Origin of the sequence: Streptococcus sp. 449_SSPC (assembly GCF_001073005.1) — a bacterium.
GTDB classification, from domain to species: domain Bacteria; phylum Bacillota; class Bacilli; order Lactobacillales; family Streptococcaceae; genus Streptococcus; species Streptococcus salivarius_F.
On the sequence record NZ_JVGR01000029.1, the window covers coordinates 70,458 to 93,502 of the forward strand.

21 protein-coding genes and 1 pseudogene are annotated in these 23,045 nt (G+C 38.8%); 18 read left to right on the forward strand and 4 right to left on the reverse strand.

Translation table 11 applies throughout. The annotated features are described in order from the left end of the window. Positions 1-7: 7 nt before the first annotated feature. From ADH51_RS06430 to ADH51_RS06480, 11 genes are all read left to right on the forward strand, one after another. Positions 8-457 carry an Rrf2 family transcriptional regulator gene (locus ADH51_RS06430; RefSeq protein ID WP_048675322.1) on the forward strand — a complete coding sequence of 150 codons (450 nt, stop codon included), beginning with the start codon at positions 8-10 and terminating at the stop codon, positions 455-457. Between the two features lie 134 nt (positions 458-591). Beyond that, positions 592-1,452, forward strand: a complete 861-nt coding sequence (locus ADH51_RS06435) for a VOC family protein (RefSeq protein WP_048675325.1) — start codon at positions 592-594, stop codon at positions 1,450-1,452. A 126-nt stretch (positions 1,453-1,578) separates the two neighbouring features. Next, a complete protein-coding gene (locus tag ADH51_RS06440; RefSeq protein ID WP_048675328.1) occupies positions 1,579-2,181 on the forward strand; it encodes a nitroreductase family protein in 603 nt (200 codons plus the stop codon). A gap of 489 nt (positions 2,182-2,670) precedes the next feature. After that, complete coding sequence (locus tag ADH51_RS06445) at positions 2,671-2,985, forward strand: hypothetical protein (RefSeq protein WP_002885280.1); 315 nt, start codon at positions 2,671-2,673, stop codon at positions 2,983-2,985. A gap of 5 nt (positions 2,986-2,990) precedes the next feature. Further along, on the forward strand, positions 2,991-3,200 hold the full coding sequence (locus tag ADH51_RS06450) for a helix-turn-helix transcriptional regulator (protein ID WP_002885361.1): 210 nt from the start codon (positions 2,991-2,993) through the stop codon (positions 3,198-3,200). Next, complete coding sequence (locus tag ADH51_RS06455) at positions 3,197-4,000, forward strand: DUF3169 family protein (RefSeq protein WP_193389900.1); 804 nt, start codon at positions 3,197-3,199, stop codon at positions 3,998-4,000. Before ADH51_RS06450 ends, ADH51_RS06455 begins: the two co-directional genes overlap by 4 nt. 256 nt (positions 4,001-4,256) lie before the next feature. Next, a complete protein-coding gene (locus ADH51_RS06460; protein ID WP_048675330.1) occupies positions 4,257-5,180 on the forward strand; it encodes an aldo/keto reductase in 924 nt (307 codons plus the stop codon). Between the two features lie 153 nt (positions 5,181-5,333). Next, the gene (locus ADH51_RS06465) at positions 5,334-5,909 is read left to right on the forward strand and encodes a TetR/AcrR family transcriptional regulator (RefSeq protein WP_048675332.1); all 576 of its coding nucleotides are present in this window, start codon (positions 5,334-5,336) and stop codon (positions 5,907-5,909) included. Beyond that, positions 5,906-6,586 (forward strand): ABC transporter ATP-binding protein, encoded by a 681-nt coding sequence (locus tag ADH51_RS06470; RefSeq protein WP_048675335.1) that lies wholly within the window; start codon positions 5,906-5,908, stop codon positions 6,584-6,586. The genes ADH51_RS06465 and ADH51_RS06470 overlap by 4 nt, the downstream gene beginning before the upstream one ends. A gap of 3 nt (positions 6,587-6,589) precedes the next feature. Further along, complete coding sequence (locus tag ADH51_RS06475; protein ID WP_048675337.1) at positions 6,590-7,735, forward strand: FtsX-like permease family protein; 1,146 nt, start codon at positions 6,590-6,592, stop codon at positions 7,733-7,735. A 294-nt stretch (positions 7,736-8,029) separates the two neighbouring features. After that, positions 8,030-8,290 (forward strand): SemiSWEET family transporter, encoded by a 261-nt coding sequence (locus ADH51_RS06480; RefSeq protein WP_002885327.1) that lies wholly within the window; start codon positions 8,030-8,032, stop codon positions 8,288-8,290. Between the two features lie 107 nt (positions 8,291-8,397). Here the strand turns inward: ADH51_RS06480 and ADH51_RS06485 are convergent, their stop codons facing one another. After that, the gene (locus tag ADH51_RS06485) at positions 8,398-8,880 is read right to left on the reverse strand and encodes a glutathione peroxidase (RefSeq protein WP_048675340.1); all 483 of its coding nucleotides are present in this window, start codon (positions 8,878-8,880) and stop codon (positions 8,398-8,400) included. A 381-nt stretch (positions 8,881-9,261) separates the two neighbouring features. Between ADH51_RS06485 and ADH51_RS06490 the strand changes: the two genes are divergently transcribed. The 5 genes from ADH51_RS06490 (at position 9,262) to ADH51_RS06510 (ending at position 13,371) form a co-directional block, all read left to right on the forward strand. Next, positions 9,262-10,260: a uroporphyrinogen decarboxylase family protein gene (locus tag ADH51_RS06490; protein ID WP_048675342.1), complete on the forward strand. Its 999-nt coding sequence runs from the start codon at positions 9,262-9,264 to the stop codon at positions 10,258-10,260. Between the two features lie 18 nt (positions 10,261-10,278). Further along, the gene (locus tag ADH51_RS06495; protein WP_004182285.1) at positions 10,279-11,145 is read left to right on the forward strand and encodes a transporter substrate-binding domain-containing protein; all 867 of its coding nucleotides are present in this window, start codon (positions 10,279-10,281) and stop codon (positions 11,143-11,145) included. Between the two features lie 67 nt (positions 11,146-11,212). Next, complete coding sequence (locus ADH51_RS06500) at positions 11,213-11,905, forward strand: amino acid ABC transporter permease (RefSeq protein ID WP_045768571.1); 693 nt, start codon at positions 11,213-11,215, stop codon at positions 11,903-11,905. A 3-nt stretch (positions 11,906-11,908) separates the two neighbouring features. Next, positions 11,909-12,595, forward strand: a complete 687-nt coding sequence (locus ADH51_RS06505) for an amino acid ABC transporter permease (RefSeq protein ID WP_048675345.1) — start codon at positions 11,909-11,911, stop codon at positions 12,593-12,595. A gap of 11 nt (positions 12,596-12,606) precedes the next feature. Next, on the forward strand, positions 12,607-13,371 hold the full coding sequence (locus ADH51_RS06510) for an amino acid ABC transporter ATP-binding protein (protein ID WP_021143941.1): 765 nt from the start codon (positions 12,607-12,609) through the stop codon (positions 13,369-13,371). Between the two features lie 68 nt (positions 13,372-13,439). On the opposite strand, the gene ADH51_RS10065 is transcribed toward ADH51_RS06510, so the two are convergent. The 3 genes from ADH51_RS10065 to ADH51_RS06525 form a co-directional block, all read right to left on the reverse strand. Next, positions 13,440-14,597: a hypothetical protein gene (locus ADH51_RS10065; protein ID WP_048675349.1), complete on the reverse strand. Its 1,158-nt coding sequence runs from the start codon at positions 14,595-14,597 to the stop codon at positions 13,440-13,442. Positions 14,598-15,193: 596 nt separating this feature from the next. Beyond that, a complete protein-coding gene (locus tag ADH51_RS06520; RefSeq protein WP_045768572.1) occupies positions 15,194-17,650 on the reverse strand; it encodes a KxYKxGKxW signal peptide domain-containing protein in 2,457 nt (818 codons plus the stop codon). 268 nt (positions 17,651-17,918) lie between these two features. Continuing rightward, entirely contained in the window at positions 17,919-21,068 is a 3,150-nt protein-coding gene (locus ADH51_RS06525; protein WP_048675352.1) for a KxYKxGKxW signal peptide domain-containing protein, read from the reverse strand. Positions 21,069-21,394: 326 nt separating this feature from the next. Between ADH51_RS06525 and ADH51_RS06530 the strand changes: the two genes are divergently transcribed. Together ADH51_RS06530 and ADH51_RS09900 are read left to right on the forward strand one after the other, a co-directional pair. Next, positions 21,395-22,780, forward strand: coding sequence for an amino acid permease (locus ADH51_RS06530; protein ID WP_048675355.1), 1,386 nt, complete (start codon positions 21,395-21,397; stop codon positions 22,778-22,780). Between the two features lie 39 nt (positions 22,781-22,819). Next, a pseudogene (locus ADH51_RS09900) lies at positions 22,820-22,972 on the forward strand (ASCH domain-containing protein); the annotation flags it as partial. Positions 22,973-23,045 lie beyond the last annotated feature (73 nt).

Genomic DNA, 23,045 nt, shown 5'->3' on the forward strand with positions numbered 1-23,045 from the left:
CCCAAATATGCAAATTCCAAGTCGCTTTACCATTGCCGTTCATATTTTGACTCTTATAGCACAAAATAAGGGAAATGAAACTAAGTTAACCAGTGACTTTATGGCTAGTAGTGTGGGAGTTAACCCTGTTATTATCCGCAAAACCTTGTCGCAACTAAGGAAAGCAGACTTAATTTCAGTTCAAAGGGGAACAGGTGGAGCTAGCTTGCTCAAGGACCCAGAAGAAATCAACCTTCTTCAGGTTTATCGTGCTGTGGATAGCATCGGCCCAAGTGGTCAACTCTTTAGTTTCCATGACAATCCTAACCCAGCCTGTCCAGTAGGACGAAATATTCATGGAATCTTGGACCAAAGCCTAGAAGACGTTCAAATGGCAATGGAAAAAGAGCTTGAAAAGAAAACACTGGCTGGTATTTTAAAGGATGCCAAGGCAAACTGGAAAGAAGCCGGAGCTTGATTTTTAGTCAGCAAATAGAGGAAATCGAAAGTTATTCGGTTTCTTTTTTATTACTGAGTTGTAATAATTGACATTACAATCGAACTAAGTATAATATTGTCATATAAAAGATTACAACATAGGAGAAAAATCATATGACATACGATTACAATAGTAAGATTTATTTAGCAGAGGCAGTGCTAAATGTTAAGGATTTGGCTGGTCAGACAGCCTTTTATACACAGATTATAGGTCTTGAAGTCCTCTCCCAAACGGAAAAAGAGGTTATCTTGGGATCTGGAAACAAGCCTTTGGTCCACTTGATTCAAACTAATCGTGAAGAAGCGGTCAAGTCCAGTTACGGTCTTTACCATATGGCGATTTTGTTGCCGTCTCGCGAGGATCTGGCTGATGTTTTCAAACATATTGCTGAGCTGGACTATCCTTTTGTTGGTGCAGCTGACCATGGTTATAGTGAAGCTCTTTATTTGGAAGACCTTGAGGGCAATGGTATTGAGCTCTATCGAGATAAGCCAGTCGCTGAGTGGGATATTCGTGAGGACGGTCGCATTGTTGGGGTAACAGAAGAACTCTCAGCCCAAGAAATTTACGAGATGGGACGCAAGGTTGAACCTTTTGTCATTGCTGAGGAAACCCGAATGGGACATATTCATTTATCAGTCAAGGATAGTCAGTTAGCTTCAGCTTTCTATCAGGAGGTTTTGGGGCTGGCAGATAAGTTTACCATTCCAAGTGCTAGTTGGATTGCTTCAGGTGATTACCATCATCACTTGGCGGTCAACGAATGGGGTGGAAAAAACTTAGCCAAACGTGAAGAAGATATGCCTGGTCTTGCTTATTACATCGTTGAAGTAGAAGACAAGGGAGATTTGATTGCTATTGCAGAGCGTGCTAATAATCGTGGAGCCGAGGTCAAATGGTTATCTTCTAATGCCTTAACATTCGAGGATAATGATGGTATTTTGACACGGGTAAGAAAAAATATCAATAATTAGTGATTTTTTTGAGTTGTAACTATTGACATTACATTTGAAATCTATATAATAGTATTTGTAATCAAAGATGTTACAAAAAAACATTTAGCAATTTTAACAATTATCACAAAGAAAGAGGAAATAACGATGACAAACTTTACAGATTTACAAACAAAACGCCGTTCTATCTATGCATTGGGAAAAGATGTGGAACTTTCAAATCAAGAATTGATTGATACTATCCAAGGAGCTGTTCTTAACACACCAACAGCTTTCAACTCACAAACATCACGTGTGGTGATTTTGTTGGATAAAGAATCAGATGCCTTCTGGAATGAGATTGCTTATTCAGAGCTTGAAAAAGTAACACCGGCAGAAGCCTTCGAGGGAACAAAAGAACGTTTGAAAGGTTTTGCCCAAGCTAAGGGAACAATCCTCTTCTATGAAGATCAAGATGTGGTGAAAGGCCTTCAAGAGCAATTCCCACTTTATGCAGAGAACTTCCCAATTTGGTCAGAACAAGGTCATGGAATCGCTCTTTATGCGACATGGTTGGCTTTGGCTGAGAAAAATATCGGCATGAACGTGCAACACTATAACCCACTTGTTGATGCCCAATTGGCTGAAAAATATGATATCCCAGCGAACTGGAAGCTCCGTTCCCAAGCACCATTTGGTCAAATCGTAGCACCAGCTGGAGATAAGGACATCCAAACAGAAGGCCGTTTCAAAGTTTTTGGCGACAAATAATCACCTTAACTTAGTCAGTTGGTTATGTACTGACTGAACAAAATCATAATGATAAGACAAATGACTAGCAGGATTGAAGAATCTTGCTTTTTTTCTATTTCAAAACTAGTAATGCCCAAGAAAATGTATAGCTTGAATTTTGAAACTATCCTTAGGTGATAGCAAATGTCAGCGATCTTCTCCGAAGTTTCATGAGTAAAGTTTGAGCCCTCGATTTTTAATTTTTAGGCTCAGGTTAAGACAGTTCTCCAAACTTCTGAGTATTTGAAATTATTTGGTTATGGGTGCTTTCTTAACGGTATCTTGCACATCAATTTCTCCAAGTCGTTTATCGAAGGAGAGATAGTCTAAAAGGTTTGAAAAGATGAGCTACTTATATCTTATTTTCAATAATTTTGACAATATTCTTTTTATTTTTGACAAAGATGCTTGTCAAAAATAAAAAGAAGCGTTACAATAGTTTTAGACGAAGAAAGGAGAGAAATTACGATGGAATTTATTTGGCTATCTTTTATTCCACTTCTGTTTCTGATTTATACGAGCTCAGAGAAGAAGATAAAAAGATTGAACAAACGTATCAAAGGGTTGGAAAAACAATTGAAAGGAAATCAAGAAATGTCTAGACTTTTAGAAGAATTGAAAGGGCAAACGGTCAGTATTAGACTAAATGGTTTTGGAAGTAATTGGGAAATTGTTGATTGTGATGAAGATTGGGTTAAATTAAGCCGTGAGGGCATTAAACAACATAGGGTGACAAAATTAGTTCGTATTGAAGATGTTGAATTAATTCAGCAATTGAGGTAGTCATCATGAGATTAAAAAATCGTCTGAAAGAGTTGAGAGCGCGTGATGGGCTCAACCAATCTGAGCTAGCCAAGCTAGCAGGGGTCTCACGCCAGTCCATCAGTCTCTTGGAGCGAGGGGAATATACCCCCTCAGTTATCATTGCTATTACCATCGCTCAAGTTTTCAAAGAGCCTGTGGAAAATGTTTTTAGTCTTGTAGAGGAAGAGGAATGATTATGAAAAAGCAACCACAAAAAAGATCCCCACGTTACCGTTTTTGGAGAAAAGTAGGTTTGATGACTGCTGCTGGCTTGATTGGAGGAGTCATCGGAGTTTTGACAGGCATGTTTGGATCAGAAAAGCCACTTGAAATCCAAACCTTCTTTAGTAAAGAAGTACTCTTTTTGGACTCAGCAGTTTTATTTCTGATCGTATTTATACTCACGATGGCCTTGTTGATTCATGCGAGAAAAGTCCATCAAAAAATGCTCCAAATAGATGACGAAGATGAGGCCTATCACTATGACATTCAAAAGAATAAACTGTATGGTTTAGCGACCATTTTTAAAGGCATCATGATCTTGTCATATTTTTTAGTCATCATCTTTTATTGTCAATTGATGTCTATGGATAGACCTGGCACAGGGAACTTGGCTTTTATCTTTGGAGACTTTACCATGCTCTATCTTTTTCTTGCCTTGATTGTCCTATTTTTCCTAGTGGATTCCTTCTATCGAAAGACCTTTCATCAGCTTTATGGAAAACCAATTCCCCGCAATGCCAATGCCAAGGAAGTGCGTATATTCATGATGAGTATGATGGATGAAGCAGAAAAGCAGATTAGCTACGAGGAAAATTTCGAAGTGGTTGTCAAGTTAAGCAATTATATCTTGCCGAGCCTTCTCCTTGTTCTCTTAATTATTGGAATTGCCTTCCAGACGGATATCCTTTTAGCTTTGATTGTTGTATCCATCATCTATATTTATATCCTTATTTCACAATACAAGATTACCAAACGTTATTATAAAGAGTAAATGTATCATCCATGTTAGAAATCTGTAAAAGCTTTTGGAAGTGATAGAGAGCCCTTCTTATTGAATATCTTATCTTCCATTACCATCAATGGGTGTACTATCGGTCTTGAATCTTAGGGATTATGGGAGATTATCAAACTTTCCCTTAGCTTTCGTTTATTATCTAAGCCCTCAGTTGATGCTGAGGGTCTTTTATTTCTCAATTGATTTTTGAAACCCTTTTCACTACAATAGAGATACAGAAAAGGAGGCAGAGATGAAGTATATTGATTTTGCTGAAAATGAGCGTTTATCAACCATTGTCCTTGGGATGATGCGGATCAGTCAGATGAGTGAAGATGAGGTGGAGGCCTTGGTGGAGGCAGCCTTGTCAATTGGCATTAACACTTTTGATCTGGCAGATATCTATGGCGATGGCCAGTGTGAGGTCCTGCTGGGTAAGGTTCTCAAGCGCCGTCCGGATCTTCGGAATCAGATGTGGATCCAGTCCAAGTGTGGGATTCGCAAAGATGGTTTTACTTATTTTGATTTTTCTAAGGACTATATTTTGGACTCTGTCGATGGCATCCTCGAGCGCCTCCAGATCGAGCGCTTAGATAGTCTCCTCCTTCACCGACCGAATGCCCTCATGGAGCCTGAAGAAGTGGCAGCAGCTTTTGATTACTTGGAGCAAGCTGGCAAGGTCCGTCATTTTGGGGTGTCCAATCAAAATCCTATGATGATGGAATTGCTCAAAACAGCTGTCAAACAACCCCTCAAGGTCAACCAGTTGCAGTTGAGTGCCGCCTTTACACCGAGCTTTGAAGCTGGTTTTCATGTCAACATGGAAGGGCCAAAAGCAGCCGTGCGAGATGGCAGTGTCTTTGAGTATTGTCGCTTAACCGATACGGTGATTCAAGCCTGGTCTGTCCTTCAGCATGGCTATTTCAAAGGGAACTTTGTCGGCAAGGAAGAGTTTGTAGCCCTCAATCAGGTCCTCAATGACTTGGCGAAGAAATACCAAGTCACTCCGACAGCCATTGCCCTAGCTTGGGTCCTCCGTTATCCAGGTAAGATGCAGGCCGTCATCGGAACGACCAAACTCCAGCATGTCCTTGAAGCGGGGAAAGCAGTAACCGTTACCCTAACGCGCAAGGAATGGTACCAAATCTACTTGGCTGCAGGTAATGATTTGCCTTAGAATAGTTGTTAGTAGACCAGCTCTCACTTGTATTAGTGGGCTGTTTTTTTTTTGTTTTATGCTTTATAGATTTTTCTTGACAAGTCTTTCTTTATTATGGTACTATTTTAGGAAACAACTGTTGCGCAACAATTGTTGCGCGAAAGGAGTCTTATGCCACCAAAGGTTAAATTTAGTAAAGAAGCTATGATTGGGACAGCTTTACAATTGGTGAGAGAAGAGGGCATGGCTAGTTTGACGGCTCGAGCATTAGCGGAGAAACTGGGAGCCACGCCAAGGGTCATTTTTGGGCAATTTGCAAATATGGCTGAGTTACAAGCAGAGGTTATTGTTGCTGCGGAAATGGTAGTGGTGGAATATATACGAAAGGCTTTAGAAGATGAGAAGCCTTTTCGATCTGTCGGGGTTGCTTATATCCTGTTCGCCTCAAAAGATCCCCAACTCTTTCAGTTGCTTTTCCAAAATCCTAGCAAAGATCCGATTCGTCGCTTTCAAGATTTTCTTCCCATGAAGGATCATAGTTACCAATTGGTTCTGGAATCGATTGTCGCAGACTATCCATTGACGTTAGAGGAGGCTAGTCGCTTGTACCAGCATTTATTTATCTACTCACACGGGATAGCCTCTATGGTTGCTTCTGGTATTTACCAGTTCAGCATGGAAGAAGTGATTGGATTACTGACAGAGGTTTGTCAATCTCTCATCAAAGAAATGGTAGGAAAGAAATGATTCAACTAGAAAATGTGCACAAAAGCTACGGCCAAACCAAGGTTTTAAAGGGGATTGATTTGCAGATTCAAGACCAGGATGATGTGGTTATCCTCGGCCCTTCTGGATCAGGAAAGTCAACTCTCTTAAATGTGTTATCAGGCTTAGAAAAGGTTGACGAGGGGCATATCCTCATTCAAGGACAAGATTTATCACAACTCACGGATGCTCAATTGACAGCTTTTAGACGTAAAAAGATTGCCTTCATTTTCCAGCAGTATTATCTATTGCCTAATCTAACGGTTAGACAAAATGTAAAGATGGGAGCTGACCTGGCAAACAATCATGATTTTTTGCAGATTATCGAGGATTTGGGACTTGGCGATAAGCTGGACAAGTATCCGAGTGAATTGTCTGGTGGGGAACAGCAGAGAGTCTCCATTGCTCGGGCCTTGGCTAAAAAGCCAGAGATTCTCTTCTTAGATGAGCCAACGGGAGCCCTCGATGAAGAAACAGGGCGCAAGATTCTGGACTATATCTGGAAATTGAAGGAAAAGCTAGGCTTTACCTTGATCATGGTGACGCACAACCAAAATATTGCGGATATGGCCAGAACCATCATTCGTGTCAATAGTGGCAAGATTATCGAAGTTGTGACCAATGATCAGCCTCAGACTGCTTATGAGATTGGATGGTAAGTCATGTTTTCAGTAAAAGATATTCGAAAATTAGTTGTCGTTAGTATCATTGGAGCCTGTGCGGTCTTTGTGGCCAATCTCTTCTTGAATTTTTACCTGGATATCGAGCAGTTGGAGATTTCTAAAACCAATCCGATGATTCAGACTTACTATGATGCCCAGGTCTCGCTTTCTTGGATGGTGGCCATGGTCAGTGGAGTCGTCTTGTCTTTGACGTCGGTCCTTCTCATGTGTTTTTATATCAAACAATTTGTCGATGACCACAAGGAACAATTAGGGATTTTAAAGGCTTTGGGCTACAGCAATGGCCAGTTGGCTAAACGATTTTGGGCCTTTGGACTCAGTTTTGGAGCTGGAGCGCTTCTTGGCTATTTTGCTTCTTTTCTCATGATGGGACATTTTTACGACTTCCGTAATGAAAAGGGGATTTTGCCAGAAATTACCATTCACTTTCACTGGCAGCTCTTGCTTACTTTGGTGATCCTGCCAACGACCTTCTTTATGGTTCTCGCGATTGGTTATGCTAGAAGACAACTACAAACGCCGGCTCTTCACTTATTGAAAAAGTCCCCAAGTCCGATCAAGGTCAAAAGGAGAAAGAGGGCTTTCAAGAAAGACAAATCCTTCTTAAAAGAGCTGTCTTCGTCACTGATTTGGGGGAGAAAATCTATCTTGTTCTTTGTGGTCTTTGGCTCCATGTGTTTTGCGGCCATGGTTCAATTGTCCTTTGGCTTAAGAGATTACACAGATGACATCATCCAAACCATGATGATTATGATTGGCCTAATTCTTTCTTTCTCGATTCTCTTTTTGTCATTGGGGATTGTCGTCTCAGAAAGTCGCGAAACCTTGGCTCTTATGAAGGCTTTTGGCTACACTGATCGGGAATGCCAAGGTCATATTCTCGCTCCCTATCGTTTTTGGGCTTATCTAGGATTTGTTCTTGGGACAGCTTATCAATATGGCATCATGGAAATCTTGATCGGTGTGATCAAAGACACGGTTCCTGAAAAGATTGAGCATAACTTTGATGGGAATGTGTGCTTCTGGACCTTGCTCGGTTTTGCTGTAGTTTATGAAAGCCTCTTTTATCTATCCAACAGAAAACTCCAAAAACAAACCATCAAAGAAGTGCTCTTAGCTGAATGATTTATGACAGTAATCCTTAATATCAGTGCTTTTTGATGAGAAAAAATAGTAGATTCATTGACTTTAGACCTCTTAAAGAGGTCTTTTTCTCTGATGAAAACGCTACATAAGAGACTAAATGCACTATCACAATCTTGTGATAGTTTACATCTTCTTAACATTGTCCCGAAATTCTTGCATTCTCTATTGTTAAAGCGTAAGATAGACACTGTTTTAATTTTGTGCATTAAAACATGTCTTGAAATATTTCTAGGTGTACAAGGCAAATAGAATTTTATGAAAGAGGAGTCTCGAATGTCAGATAAACAAATGAAAACCCTTGGTTGGGTGGCAACCTTCATGTCAGTTATGATGTATGTATCATACGTACCACAAATCATGGACAATTTGTCTGGTCATAAAGGAAACTTTATCCAACCATTGGTAGCTGCAGTCAACTGTAGCCTTTGGGTTTACTATGGTCTCTTTAAAAAAGAACGTGACCTTCCCCTTGCTGCGGCCAATGCACCAGGTATTATCTTTGGTTTAATTACAGCATTGACAGCTTTGTTCTAAAATAAAGCAAAATTTCTTTCTATACTATTTTTCTTAACGCAGAAAACGAGAGCAGAACTAGCGACAGTCAAAGATTGTCGTTCTAGTTTCACTCTCGTTTTTTGTTTTTAGTTACTAAGAAGAGCCTTGATAGCATCTTCCATTTTTAGTGGATCAGTTTTGGAAGAAAAGCGTTCGACGACTTGACCTTCACGGTTAATCAAAAATTTAGCAAAGTTCCATTCAATTCTAGCCCCAAGCGGTCCAGATTTTTCTTGTTTTAGCCAATCAAAAAGTGGTTCTGCTTCCTTACCATTGACCTTGATTTTGGCAAAGCGAGGGAAGGTTGTATGGTAATTGAGGGTACAGAAGGTGTTGATTTCCTCAGCACTACCAGGTGCCTGCCCCATAAACTGATTACAAGGAAAATCAAGAATCTCGAAACCTTGGTCTTTGTATTTGTCATAAAGTTCCTGCAAGCCTTGATACTGTGGCGTCAAACCACAGTCTGTTGCTGTATTGACGATTAAGACGACTTTGCCCTTATAATCATGTAGGGATACAGGCTGGTCAGCTTGATCTGAAACTGTAAAATCGTATAAGGTTGTCATGGGAAACCTCCTTTGGTTTATTTGAGACTATTATAGCAAAGTTAGTCAGAGAAGGGTTATTCGGGAAGAATAGAGACTAAATTAAGTTGGTGATAGTAATTCTTTATCTTTGATTTAGGTTTACTTATTACTAATTGTGATGATACTAAATGGAGATATATTGCTCTAGAGTATATAACACAAGGTTTAAACGGGATTTGAATGTTACACTCATAAATTAAATTTATAACCCAGGATAAAATTTCTTTATTTTTCGGATGTGATAATCTCTGATAAGATAATGTCATTCAGTTTTGAAGCAGCTAGTGATAATAGGAGTTAAAAGTATTTTAGGTATGTTCATTAGCTGTTGATATTAGGATAAGAGAAAAGGAGATTCTTATGTCAGAAAAAAGAGAGTTAGTTTTGAAAGCATTTCGTGGAGAAAGTGTTGATCGTGTCCCGGTGGGATTTTGGCATCATTTTACTACTGAAGACGAGTGGTTACATGGTTTTGAAAATCCAGAAATTATTGATAAGAATAAAGCTGGTCATAAAAAATATATTGAAGAAGTCAAACCCGATTTTGTTAAATTGATGAGTGATGGTTTCTTTGCATACCCACAGCCTGCTTTTAAAGACTTTAAGTCAATCAGTGATTTGCAAACAATTGAACCTTTAGGTGCAAATCATCCTTGGATTTCTGCTCAAGTTGAACTTGTAAAAAGTTTGATTGCTGATTTTCCTGAAGATATTGTTGCAATTTACAATATCTTCGCTCCGGTTACTTATTTTAAATGGTTAGTTGGAAAGGTTTCAGGTGGAGATGATCCTATCGCAGATTACATTGAGGAGAACCGTGAAGCTTTAAAGCATGTTTTAGATGTTATTGGAGAAGACATTGCAAGTCTTAGTCAGAGAGTGATTAAAGAAGCTGGTGCTGATGGTATTTACCTAAGTGTTCAAAGTATTCAAGATAATCGTGTTAGCGCTGAGATTTATAAGGAAATCATTGCTCCAAGTGAATTAAAGGTTTTAGATGCAGCCAATGAGGCCAAGGGTCACAATATCCTACATATTTGTGGCTACGAAGGGGCCCGCAATAACATCGAACTCTTTAAAGATTATCCTGCTCAGGTAGTTAATTGGGCGGTTGGTCCTGAGGGAATTAGTTTGGCAAAAGGCCGTAACATTTTTGGAGGTCGTACAGTTCTTGGTGGGTTTGAAAATGGAAAAGATGGTCTTCTATATACTGGAACTAAAAAAGCTATTCAAGAAAAGGTTAGGGAGATTATTGCTGATACTGGAACTCATGGGTTAATCATTGGTGCTGATTGCACGATTCCAAGTGATATTAACCATGAGCGTATTGAATGGGTACGTGAAGCAGCAATTTTGTAAGAAAAAGGAGAGATTAATATGAGTAAAAAGACATGGATTATTGGTGGAGCAGTTGTTGTAGCACTTATTGGGGCTACAGTTATTGGACGTAGCTTAACAGGAGATAAAAAAGCAAAATCAGACTCTGGAAAGGTAACAACATTAAAAGTTGCCCATACTCAAAACTATGTTCCTTATGATTTTGTTGATAAGGATGGTAATTCTGATGGCTATGAGGTAGCTGTATTAAAGGAAATTGATAAAAAGCTTCCACAGTACAAATTTGAATATACTGGAACAAGTGATGATGACCTTTTGATTGGTTTAGAGTCAGGTAAATATGACATTGGTACTAAGGGCGCGTGGTATACAGATGAACGTGCTAAAAAATTTATTATTCCTAAAGATCCAATTGGAGCAAGTATTATTGGATTTACCATTCGTAAGGATGATAAAGATAAATATAAAAATATCTCTGACTTTGCAAAACAAAATGGTCGCTTGGTGCCAATCTCACCACAAAATGCTCAGTGGAATGTTATTAAAGACTACAACGATGAACATAAAGATCAACCAATCGAGTTGACATCTGCGGAATCTTTCCAAGTTTCAGATGCCTATGCTTGGGTTCTGGAAAATCGTTATGATGCTTACTTTGATATTAAATTATCTTTTGAAAAGGCTGTAACTGATAAAGATGGAGCGTATCATCAATATGCAGATAAATTGACTTGGTTCCCTTATAAAGGAATTCCAACCTATCCACTCTTGCATCGTGATAGTAAGAATGAAGAGTTTTCAAAAGAATATACTAAGGCAATTAAGGAACTAAAAGAAGACGGTACACTTGAAAAGTTATCTAAAAAATACTTTGGTGAGGATGTCTTCTCATACGTAGACAAATAAGTAATTGTAACGTCGTAAAGTAGGATGTTTTGATAAGCTTCTGAAGTGAGTTTAGTTAGGAGAAATTATGGTCAATTATGACATTTCAAAAGTTTTTGGAGCATTACCTGAAATCATAAAGGGCTTACCGATGACATTATTGGTTATCTTATTAACGACTTTACTTGGGTCGTTATTAGGAGGATTAGTTGCTTGGGCAAGCCTTTCTAAGGATAAAGCTTTAGAGAATTTGGCTAAGGGATATGTTTTTATCTTACGCTGTACCCCACCGATTGTGTTGCTATTTTTAGTATTTTACGGAGTTCCAGAATTTCTTAATTGGTGGTTAGGATTAGATATTAATGATTGGTCCAAATTGATATTCGTTCTTGTGACTATGGTTCTCCTATTCTCAGCAATGATATCAGAAGTACTTAAAGCAGCTTATCAAGCAATCCCTAAAGGACAATTAGAAGCTGGGCTTAGTATTGGGCTTACTTCTGAACAAACCTTTGTAAGAATTATCGCCCCTCAAGCATTTAAGGTTGCTTTACCAAATATTACAACAGCTATACTTAACCTTATGCGTGATGCAGCTTTGGCTTATACGATTGGTTTTATTGATGTTATGGGCAAAGGGAACCTTTTGATTAGTCGCCATTTAGGAAATTATTCTTTGGAGACTTATACAGCTGTTGCCTTTGTTTATTGGGGAATAGCATTAATTCTATCGTTGATTTCTAGGATAGCAGAGCAACAATTGAGTGTAAAAGAGAGGTAAAAAATGAATATTACTTTTATTATAGATACCTTTATCAAGGCTTTCTATGGTGTTCCGGTAACACTGGGAATCATGATTGTGGCTATTCTATTGAGTTTTCTACCTGCTTTATTTCTCGCTTTGGGTCAAATTTATAAGGTACGGGGTGTTAAGACTTTTTCAATTGTTTATCTTGCGTTTATTCGTGCAACACCTCCAATTCTTTTAATTTTATTCTTTTATAGTTTGTTCCCTAGTTTGTTAAATCAGTTTTTTAAAGGAATTGGGAGTCACATAGATGTCTTCAAAGTTAACCCGCTTTACTATGCCTTTATTATCTATAGCTTGATGACGACAGGAAGCTTATCGGAAATCATTCGATCAGCATTACTAACTGTTGATAAAGGTCAACTAGAAGCTGCACAAGCTATAGGCTTAACAACAAGACAAGCCTATCTGAGAATCGTTTTTCCACAGGCACTTAAGGCTGCTCTTCCAAATTTGTGTAACTTAGTTATCAATATTGTAAAAGGAACGTCACTTGTCTTTGTTATGACGATAAAAGATATTACCGCAATTGCACGAGTCGAAGCAGCATATGGATATCAATATTTTGAATCTTATTTTGTCATCTTCATTTTATATTTAATCATTTGTGGTATCATTCAAGTTCTCTTTAACCTTGGAGAAAGAAAATTGCAATTTACATAGAGGGAGTCACTATGCTAGAAGCTAAACATATATCAAAAACATTTGGAGATCGTCAGGTTCTTGTTGATGTCAATCTACAAGTGAAACAGGGAGATGTGGTTGTCATCTTGGGACCATCAGGTTCAGGAAAAACAACTTTCTTACGTTGCCTTAATCATTTGGAGAAAGCTGATGGAGGTCAATTAACAATTTCGGGTAAGGACTACTCTTTGGATAAGTTATCAAAGAAAGATATTTTAGATATCCGAAAGAAGACAGCTTTTGTATTTCAACATTACAATTTATTTGCAAACAAGACTGCCATTGAGAATATCTTGGAAGGTTTAGTGATTGCTAGGAAAGTTCCTAAAAGTGAAGCGCAAGAGATTGCTGAAGAAGCACTTAAAAAAGTTGGTCTTCTGGATTTTAAAGATTACTACCCATCACAACTTTCAGGAGGACAGCAACAACGTATTGGTTTAGCCAGGGCTATAGCAGTTAAACCAGAAGTTATCTTGTTAGATGAACCAACATCAGCCCTTGATCCAGAACTAGTTGGGGATGTTCTGGATGTCATGAAACAACTTGCTCATGAAGGAACGACAATGGTAGTTGTGACTCATGAAATGGGGTTTGCACGAGATGTAGCTAATCATGTCGTTTTCATGGATGGTGGTCATGTCATCGAAGAGGGGAGTCCAAAAGACATTTTTTACAGACCAAAAGAAAAACGTACACAACAATTTTTGGCACGTATTCTTTCTGATGCTAGTTATGATTTGGAATATATGATTTAAAAAATCTGCTGTTTTAATTAAGAATGAAAAAAACAAAGACGAGTTTAGTTTGTCTTTGTTTTTTTTGCTTATAAGTAGTCTACTGCAAGAATAGGAGTGTTCTTTTTAGCCGGTACACGTGTTTTCACACCATTATTCCCTTTAGGGAGACGTAATTTTGTAGTTCCTTGGTTTGAAGAATTTGTTTGGTGTTTGTAGTTAACAGGGATACGCGTTTTCACACCGTTATTGCCTTTAGGAAGACGAAGTTTTTTAGCACTTGTTGGTGTAACAGGTGTTACAGGTTTTTCAGCTGTTCCTTCAGTAACTTCCTTGTAAATATAAGTGATTGTCACAGTATTTGAAATACGAATTTTGTGTGACTTAATTTCTTGATCATCAGTTGATTGTAGTTTATATGTTTTACCATTAGCTTGAATCGTTTCAGGAGCAGTCGGGAAATAGGCATAGTAAGCTAAATCAATATCGCGTCTAACCATGTTGACTTTGATTGGAGCAATTTCTTGTCCCTTATCATCGACAAAACGGGCCTGTTGCGCGACAGTTGGCGCAAGATCAACATCATCATAGAAGTAGGTGACATCAATAATAGGACTTGAAGCAATCCCTTTTTTAGGTGCGCCGTAATTACTCTTATTGTTAAGCACTATGTCGTCGTATTTAGCGAAATACCATGTTTTTCCGTTTTCATCTGTTACTGTTGCTGGCGCAAAAGCAGCAGTGTCGTATTCAGTGAAAGCAGGAGCTTTAATCGTTGCATAAAGCACATCTTTTTGAGAACTGAATTGTGAGTAACTTGCTTCGGTTGTTCGACGGATGTGATGAATACGAACTTCTGACACACGTTCATCAACCGTTGGTGTGTTTACAACTGGACTTGATTCTTCAAGACTTACAGGAGTTGTATTTTCAACTGCTGGTGTAGGAGTACTTGCAGGTGTAGTTACTTCCTCGCTAAGGATAGCAGTGCTCGCTGAGTTAACCTCAGTGGCAGGATTAGCAGTAGTAGTTGTGCTTACTGATTCGCTAGTTAGATTAACATCAACGGCTGAAGCAGGGATGTTTTCAACAACTAGGTTTTCAAAAGAAGTGTTATCAAGAGCCTCTGTAGCGGGAAGACTTACTGGCAATTCTTGTTCATCTGCAAGTGCAGAAGATGATAGACCAAGTGCTAAGATTGCAGCACTAAGACCAATAGTAGCATGTAATTTCTTATTCATGTTCATTAATTCCTCCTTGATATATCATGATTATAACAGAGGTTATTGTAAAAGTCAAAAAATTAAAAATATGTAAATTGAAAGATTTTGTTTGATACTTAAAATGATTTAAAACATGATAACAATAGTACATTACGAGTGTTAATGTAAAATTTCATTCAAAAATTAGGGCTTTTTATGATTTTCTAGAGGATTCATAAAAGTGATTTATGTTTAATAAAAAACTTATATTTCAAAAACTTTAATCAATAATATATGAACATTTATTGTCATATCCCTGATAATTGTAGCAGTTCTCTATTCTCTAGTTACTCTGGTCTTGACGAACCTTATCCACTATACCATGTTGAATATTGATCATGAAACTGGCTTTGGAAGTGAGAAACGCTACCTTAATTTCAGATATCCTTTGTTATACCCAATCGCTAAGAAGAAAATAGAGAAGTACAAGTCTAAGCGGTATGCATAAAAAACAGCCGTACATTTATTTTGTACGACTGACTTTAAAAAACAGACACTATCATTCTCACAGGTGGTTTTGACTCTCTTAGATGTAGTATTCCTAAATTAGACGTTATTGAGGTAAAGAAATACAACTAATGCTAGTGGACGTAGTGGCCAACACCATTTTCATCAAAGTGATAGCTAACCGTAAATTGTCTCATTATAGCTAAAAATTTAAACATAACAGTTTGATTTTTAACCATAGCTCCATCATCGCCATAGAAGTAGCTTTGACCGCCAAAATCAACCATTTTATTCAGGATGGCACGCCCATCTTGTTGGAAATTGTAATCTTTACCATTAATAGTTTGACGCCCAGTTATTGCTTTGCCATCTTTATCAAAGTAGTATCTAGCGACTCTAGAAGCCCCTCCGTCGCCACTACCGCTTCCAGGAGCTGCGGGCATTCCAAAATGGATAACTTTTTCATAATCTTCTTCTGGAACATATTCTCCGAGTAATAATGTGACGAAACGATTTGTCATCATTTCTCCTGTGAGTTTATCGTAATAATGGATGTGTCCATCAATCTTACGTAATTGACCTTTTACTTGTTTGCCATCTTTATCAAAATAAAGAGAGATACCATCAACCACTTGAGGACCTGTTAAAAATGTCCCATCATTAGTGACATAATAACTATTTCCTAGAGCATCTTTAACAAATGTTTGACGCTTCTCAGTGCTACGAGTTACGATTCCTTCTTGGTCAATAGTTACTAAGATGTCGCCATCTTGATAAATTTGATTGCGAATAAGTTGACCAGCAGAATCTTGATTATCTTTCTCAGTGAAATGATAGAATTTATTATCAATTTCTTTCCAACCGTAAGTGACTTTTCCACCTGCTTCAGGATCTAGATAATAACGATTATTGTCTTTGTTAAGCCATCCTACTTGAACCTTTCCTTCACCGTTTACATAGTAGGTACCAGTAATTGTTTTATCATCTTGATTATCAGAGTATGTGTTTACAAACTGATTGTAAATTAAATGATAGTTTTGGAGGAAGTAGTCGCCATCTTTTTCATGGATAATGCCATCGAGTGCCCAACCCTTCTCGTTGAAGTAGTAGGTTTGTCCATCTATCGTGTGGAATCCTTTTATAGCCTTTCCATCCGGGCCAAAATAGTAAGTGATATTGACGTTCTCATCTATGTCAATATCAGTACCATAAACATTTACGGTTTTCTTCACTCTGGTAGGAATGACAGAAAGCTGATTTGTACGCATTGCTCCATTATCCTTTTCGAAGAAATAAGTGTCTGTACCTATAGTTGTTATTTTTCCTTTCGCTTGGATTCCGTTATCATCAAAATAAACATTTACACCATCTATATTATGAAGTCCAATAAGTTTGTGTCCAAAACCATCGTAATAGGACCAATCATTTCCATTTTCAGAAATGTATTGGTTACGATATGGAGGGAGTTCTTTAACAATACCGTTTTCATCAGCTTCATAAGACTTACCATCAAGCTCGAAGATGGCATTCTTAACCTCTCTACCATTATCCTTATCGAAATAATGTGTTCCTGTATGGTTCCCCCAAATTGATATTAGTTGACCTTTAGCTTGTTTTCCATCAGAATGAAAATAAAGAGAGTAGCCATCGATGATTTGACTGAAGGTAACCATATGTCCATCTTTATCAAAGTAATACCAAAAACCTTCATTATCAGAAATAAAACGATTTTTTACTGCAGCGCCAGATTCATCAAAATAGAATGTACCTCCATGGACATAAATCTTTTTGTCCTTAACCTTTCTTCCGTTGTATGGATCAAAATAGTAAGTCTGTTCTCCGATATTAACTAGCGAACCTTTAATTTGATATCCTCTATCATCAAAATAGAGATCAAAGTTATCAATAGTTTGCGCTCCTTTTACAGCCTTACCATCAGCTCCGAGATAGTACCATCCATAGCCACCATCAGTAACAAATTGGTTCGTTAACTTTCTACCAGAATCTTTGTCAAAGTAGTATGTTTCATTATCCACAGTTACAAAGTTACCCTTTGCTTGGATACCATCCTGGTCAAAGTAAAGAGGAACACCATCCACTGTTTGAAAGCCAGTTAACTTTTGATTATCTTTAATATAGTACCAATTACCATATTCATCAGTTATGAAGTTGCCTCCTGTAATTGAGTTATCTTCTTGTGTTTCAATACTTGAAGCTTCAGAAACATTAGTAGCTCCTTCCAAAGATGCTTCACTTGAAGACGGTACGGTACTATCTTCAGGAAGCGATACTTTCAAGTTGTTGTCGACTGTATAAGTATCGGTTGTCGTAGAATGATTTGTTGATGTTTCAAGAGACGATTCGGACTGGCTAGTAGTCTTTTCATCAATGAAAGTATTCGATGTGTTGATAGCTGATTCTTCAAAAACTATGGAATTTTCTATTGTTTGATTAGTAAGAGGTAATTCCGGTTGCTCAGCATAAGCGATATTTCCGGTAGAAGCGATGATTCCAAGTGTTAAGCTTGAAATAGCAATGGTAATCCAATGTTTCTTCACTTTGTGAAGCTTGAAATGAGTTTTGTGTTCCATAATTCTATCCTCCGTTTCTCACTTTTCACCTTAATTTTAACATTTGATTTTTATATATTCAAATATTTCTATAATAATTTTTTAATTATTCGGAAGCTGTTATATTGTGAAAAAAATAGTAAAAGTATTGCAAATTTTATCAATTAATTCTTGAAAAACTCAAGTATAAATTACAATTTTTCAGTTTTTATGGAAGAAAGTTCGAAAAATTTAATTTTAAAAGAACCCACAAAAAAAACCAAGACTTTCGTCTCGGTTTCATCTAAACTTACTTCACGACATGTCCGTCTTTGTCGAAGGTATAGAGTTTACCATCGATGAGGACAGAGCGGTTTGTGTATTTTTCACCTGTTTTAGGGTCGAAATAGTAGGTATAGTTATCGACTGTGACGAAGCGTCCTAGGACTTGTTTGCCTTCAGCGTCGAAGTAGAGGACCTTGCCGTCAACTTCTTGGAAGCCGGTCACTTTTTCACCTTTGTCATTGTAATAGTAGTTGTCACCTTTATCGTAGACAATGCGATTGCGATAAGCAGGCTCACCCTTGCGGTCAGCAACTACACCATTGTCATCAGCATTATAGGCTCTGTCTCCGATGACAAAACGTCCTGTTTCGAGGTTTCCACTAGCTCGGAAGTAGTAGTCTTTGCCATCGATGGTTTGCCAACCAGTAAGAGCAGCTCCGTCGTTACCATAGTAGCGTGTTGGGTAGTATGGGAAGCGTGGAGAACCTTCATAGTTGTATGATTTTGAAAAGGCGTTACGAGTCATGATACCAGTCAATTGGTCAAATTGGTAAGTTTTACCATTGATTGTGACCTCTGTGCCTTTGGCTTGACGGCCATCTTCGTAGAAATAGTAAGTGACGCCATCAAAGGTCTTCAAGCCAGTGACTTTTTGACCATTTTCATAGAGATAACTTGTGCCGTTACGATCCGTCTGCAATTGGTCAAAGTGGATAGCTTTTTCTTTTGCCGCATCAATACCCTTGGCATCAAAATTAAAGATTACGCCGTGATAAGTAAGGGCCTTGTTAGTTGTTGCAATGGCAACGTTTGTGGTCACTTTTTGGCCATTTGGTGCTGTGAAGGTCATAGGTGTTGAGTCAAAATGGTAGAGGTGTCCATTAAGAATATCCCATTCGTCAAAAGTTGACCATTGTGATTGGCGGACGTAACTATATTTAGAACCAAGAATCTTACCATCATATTGATAAGGACCTTCTTTGATATTACCGTCGGCATCTGTGACATAGACACCTTCAAGTTCATAAGAATTTTCACCAGTACGCTTGAACTCAGGATAGAGACCGTTTGTCAAGAGTTTCCCATCTGGGCTAAAGAGTTGTGAGTTGATAACTCCTGTGTAGAGATTTCCTTTAGGCGTGTCGTCATCAGAATAGTCGCTACCATAATAACGGTTGCCATCAACTTCAAACCAACCTGTCTTGAAGGCACCGTCATTGCCAGCGTAGTAGATGTTTTCAGAGAAAGCACCGTAACGACCAGTAGATTTATCATTGTAGAAGGCATTACGAAGGACAGCACCAGTGTCTTTGTTGGCAAAGTAGTAGTTATCACCTAGATTGAAAATCTTTCCTCGGACTTGTTGTCCCTTATCGTTGAAGTAGTAGAGGTCCTTGTTAATAGTTTGGAAACCAGTGACCTTTTTGCCATTAGCATCGTAGTAGTACCATTCTTGATCAGTACCTTTAACAAATTGATTTCGATTTGTGGTTTGGTCAGCTTTAGTAGTCGCCACACCATTGCTATCAAAGTTATAGACCGTACCGTTTAAGGTAAGTGAGCGATTTACCCACTTGTCACCTGTATTTGGATCGAAGTAGTAGGTTTTGCCGTCAATAGTAACCAGTTGTCCCTTGGCTTGGACACCATATTCGTGGAAATAAAGGTTCTGTCCGTTAATGGTTTGGAAACCAGACACGGCTTTACCATCAGCTCCGAAGTAGTACCAAGAGTTATCTCTATTAATGAATTGGTTGGTTACTGGATTCCCATTGTCTTTGTCGAAATAGTAGATATCGTTATCGTAGTAAAGGAAGTCTCCTTTGACTTGTTGACCACTATCATTGAAGTAGTGAAGGCTACCATCTACCGTTTGAAAGCCATGAAGCGCTTTACCGTCTTTACCAAAGTAATACCAATTACCCTTGTCGTCAGAAACATAGCGATTGGTTACCATAATACCAGTCTTAGGATCAAAGTAATACTGTTGTCCGTTCAGGTTTTGAACGCTTGTCTTGTAGTCAGCTTGGCTACGGTCTAGGAATTCGGTGCGGAAACCAAATGGGGCTGAGAAGCCTTTAGTTGCCTTGTAATTATCGAAGTAGTACCAGTTGCCCGACTTATCTGAGACAAAGACAGAATCAGGTTGATTACCAGTAGCATCAAAGTAGTAAAGATTGCCATTCTCAGTGATGAAGTCATCTTTTACCATCTTGCCATCTTTGTCAAAGTAGTAATAACCAAAGTATTTATGGTTTGCATAATCAAGATACTGGCGACCTGTTACACGACGTCCATTGTCTTTATCGAAATAGTAGCTATCACCATTAATAGTGACGATTTCGTTTTTAGCTTGTCGACCATCTTCGTGGAAGTAGAGGTTAAAGCCATCGATGTTCTGAGCACCAGTGACGGGTTTGCCATCTTTGCCGAGGTAATACCAGTTGTGGTTGTTGTCTTCAATAAACTGGTTGCGTTTGTTTGTTTCAGGTAGAACTGCTGTCAAACGACCTTGGGCATCAGCATTGTAGGCTTGACCATCGATGTTGATAGAGGTATTGGTTACCTTACGGCCATTAGCTTTGTCATAGTAGAAAGATTCTCCATTTTCTGTGATAATCTCACCCTTGGCTTGCTTGCCATCCTCGTGGAAATAAAGGTCGAAATGGTCAATGTTTTGGGGACCTGTCAGATTTTTCCCGTCTTTAAGGTAGTACCAGTTGCCCTCAACATCGCTCTTGAATTGACCGCCAGAAACGACAGCAGTTTCAACAGATTCCGGTGCTTGGCTATTCACGTCAGTAGCTGTGTTAGCTGTTTCTGAAGTTGAAGTAGCAGTTCTCGTTTCGCCACTAGACAAATTGTAAGTACTGCTTGCTTGGTCTTCTTTAAGGACTGGCTGCTTATCAGTTGTGACAGTAGCAGTTGTATCACTTGCCTTATTGGTTGCGCCTTGATCAGCTTTTGTCGTAGCTACAGTTGTTTCTGTGACGACAAGCTCAGGATCCTGATTGACGCTTTCAGGTGTGCTAGCTGAGGTAACTTGATTTGTAGCTTGCTCGTCGGCAGAGACACCAACTCCAACCAATGAGGCACCAAGTGCCAAACCAGACACGGCAATGGTAACCCATTGTTTTTTCACTTTATGAAGTTTAAAATGAACTTTATTTTCCATAAAAGCTCCCCTTTTCCTTTTTAATGACCCCATTCTAACATCTTTCATTAGAAGAATCAAACGCATTCATAAGATTTTCATGTTTTTTTCTAAAAATTGAAAATTCTTTTTAGGTAAGGATTTGAGAAACGAAATAGAATGATATAGGGCCATTTTAGCAAGCTCCTTTTAATCGAGATGTATGGAAAATTAAAAAGTAAGCATTAGGAGTCCCTATTTTTGGCATAGCATTCACCAATAAAAGTATAAAAATACAGAAAAAAGACCATTTAGACCAAGAAATATGGTATAATAGTTCGGTATTTAGCAAAAAATGGAGTATAAAAATGAGTATTTTTCGTAAAAAGGATGTTGGTCTCGCTCAGACTGAGATGAAACGACATCTGACCCTTAGGGATGTGGTCCTTCTGGGAATCGGTGCCATGGTTGGTACAGGAATCTTTACGATTACTGGTACTGCGGCATCGACTCTAGCTGGTCCTGCCCTGATTATTTCAGTCTTGATTTCAGCCGTGTGTGTTGGGATGTCAGCGATTTTCTTTGCCGAGTTTGCCTCACGTTACCCGTCAGCCGGTGGTGTCTATGGTTACCTCTATGCTGTCTGGGGGGAGTATCCTGCCTGGATGGGTGGCTGGTTGACCATGATTGTCTTTATGAATGCCGTATCCAGTGTTGCCTCTGGTTGGGGTGCCTACCTCAAGGGTCTACTGGCTAGCTTTGGTCTTAAGTTGCCTCAAGCCATCAGTGGACCTTTCAATCCCAGTCAAGGCACTTACATTGACCTCTTGCCAGTCTTGGTCTTGGTCTTGGTGACGGCTCTTCTTCTCATGAATTCCAAGCAGGCCCTTCGTTTGAACTCCCTATTGGTAGTGCTCAAGTTTTCAGCCTTGGCGGTCTTCATCTTAGTGGGCCTCTTCCATTTGAATCCTAGCAACTGGGCAAATTTTGCACCATTTGGCTTTGGGCAAATTTATGGAGGAAAGACAGGAATTATGGCAGGTGCCTCCCTCATGTTCTTTGGATTCCTTGGTTTCGAGTCTATCTCTATGACAGTAGACGAGATTAAAGAACCACAAAAGAACGTTCCTCGAGGTATCGTTCTTGCCTTGATTATCGTGGCTTCACTCTATGCAGTGGTTTCGCTCGTTTTGACAGGAGTGGTTCACTATACCAAGTTGAATGTTGATGATGCTGTGGCTTATGCCCTTCGCTATATCGGTATTTCTTGGGCAGCCAACTACGTTTCTGTAGTTGCTATTATGACCTTGATTACGGTATGTATTTCAATGGCCTATGCCCTTAGCCGTATGGTTTATAGCCTGGCGCGTGATGGTTTCCTTCCTCAAACCTTTCAAAAGGTTTCAAAGACTAATAAAGTTCCACATCATGCGACACTTTTGACAGGCGTATTGTCAGCTATCTCAGCAGGTATATTCTCCTTGGCCAACATGGCATCATTGGTTAACATTGCGACCTTGGCTTACTTAGTTCTCTTGGCTATTGCCCTCATTATTCTTCGTAAGGAGAAGGGGTTGCCACAGAAGGACGAGTTCAAGGTTCCGTTTGTTCCGGTCTTGCCTATTATTTCAATTATCGTCTGTCTCTCCTTTATGAGTCAGTACAGTTGGCAGACATGGTTAGCCTTTGGTTTGGCAGTGCTAATCGGTTCAGTGATCTATGCCTTTTACGGTTACAAACATTCTAAGTATTAAGATGAAAATGATAGTGCCATCTGGCCTATCATTTTTTGATATAATGAAGGTGAAGGAGATCGAACCCTAGCTTACTGGCAAGAGCTTCATGAGGATCTCTTTAGCAATTGGTTGGAAGAGGTTGGATTACATTTTAGTCAGGAAAGTCTAGTTGTTTTAGAAGAATTTAGAGTGGTCTATCCTAGAAATTGAAAGTTCCCATAGTTTTGGGGATTTTTTTTACTTTAAGGAAAGATAAACCTTTCTTTAAGTCTTGTCTTAGGTT

Excerpts from the sequence above, each read along its gene's own strand:
- ADH51_RS06440 (WP_048675328.1), top strand. The coding sequence starts at position 1,579 with ATGACAAACTTTACAGATTTACAAACAAAACGCCGTTCTATCTATGCA.
- ADH51_RS06450 (WP_002885361.1), top strand. The coding sequence starts at position 2,991 with ATGAGATTAAAAAATCGTCTGAAAGAGTTGAGAGCGCGTGATGGGCTC.
- ADH51_RS06465 (WP_048675332.1), top strand. The coding sequence starts at position 5,334 with ATGCCACCAAAGGTTAAATTTAGTAAAGAAGCTATGATTGGGACAGCT.
- ADH51_RS10065 (WP_048675349.1), bottom strand. The coding sequence starts at position 14,597 with ATGAACATGAATAAGAAATTACATGCTACTATTGGTCTTAGTGCTGCA.
- ADH51_RS06470 (WP_048675335.1), top strand. The coding sequence starts at position 5,906 with ATGATTCAACTAGAAAATGTGCACAAAAGCTACGGCCAAACCAAGGTT.
- ADH51_RS06520 (WP_045768572.1), bottom strand. The coding sequence starts at position 17,650 with ATGGAACACAAAACTCATTTCAAGCTTCACAAAGTGAAGAAACATTGG.
- ADH51_RS06490 (WP_048675342.1), top strand. The coding sequence starts at position 9,262 with ATGTCAGAAAAAAGAGAGTTAGTTTTGAAAGCATTTCGTGGAGAAAGT.
- ADH51_RS06500 (WP_045768571.1), top strand. The coding sequence starts at position 11,213 with ATGGTCAATTATGACATTTCAAAAGTTTTTGGAGCATTACCTGAAATC.
- ADH51_RS06495 (WP_004182285.1), top strand. The coding sequence starts at position 10,279 with ATGAGTAAAAAGACATGGATTATTGGTGGAGCAGTTGTTGTAGCACTT.
- ADH51_RS06455 (WP_193389900.1), top strand. The coding sequence starts at position 3,197 with ATGATTATGAAAAAGCAACCACAAAAAAGATCCCCACGTTACCGTTTT.
- ADH51_RS06435 (WP_048675325.1), top strand. The coding sequence starts at position 592 with ATGACATACGATTACAATAGTAAGATTTATTTAGCAGAGGCAGTGCTA.
- ADH51_RS06430 (WP_048675322.1), top strand. The coding sequence starts at position 8 with ATGCAAATTCCAAGTCGCTTTACCATTGCCGTTCATATTTTGACTCTT.
- ADH51_RS06505 (WP_048675345.1), top strand. The coding sequence starts at position 11,909 with ATGAATATTACTTTTATTATAGATACCTTTATCAAGGCTTTCTATGGT.
- ADH51_RS06475 (WP_048675337.1), top strand. The coding sequence starts at position 6,590 with ATGTTTTCAGTAAAAGATATTCGAAAATTAGTTGTCGTTAGTATCATT.
- ADH51_RS06485 (WP_048675340.1), bottom strand. The coding sequence starts at position 8,880 with ATGACAACCTTATACGATTTTACAGTTTCAGATCAAGCTGACCAGCCT.
- ADH51_RS06530 (WP_048675355.1), top strand. The coding sequence starts at position 21,395 with ATGAGTATTTTTCGTAAAAAGGATGTTGGTCTCGCTCAGACTGAGATG.
- ADH51_RS06525 (WP_048675352.1), bottom strand. The coding sequence starts at position 21,068 with ATGGAAAATAAAGTTCATTTTAAACTTCATAAAGTGAAAAAACAATGG.
- ADH51_RS06510 (WP_021143941.1), top strand. The coding sequence starts at position 12,607 with ATGCTAGAAGCTAAACATATATCAAAAACATTTGGAGATCGTCAGGTT.
- ADH51_RS06445 (WP_002885280.1), top strand. The coding sequence starts at position 2,671 with ATGGAATTTATTTGGCTATCTTTTATTCCACTTCTGTTTCTGATTTAT.
- ADH51_RS06480 (WP_002885327.1), top strand. The coding sequence starts at position 8,030 with ATGTCAGATAAACAAATGAAAACCCTTGGTTGGGTGGCAACCTTCATG.
- ADH51_RS06460 (WP_048675330.1), top strand. The coding sequence starts at position 4,257 with ATGAAGTATATTGATTTTGCTGAAAATGAGCGTTTATCAACCATTGTC.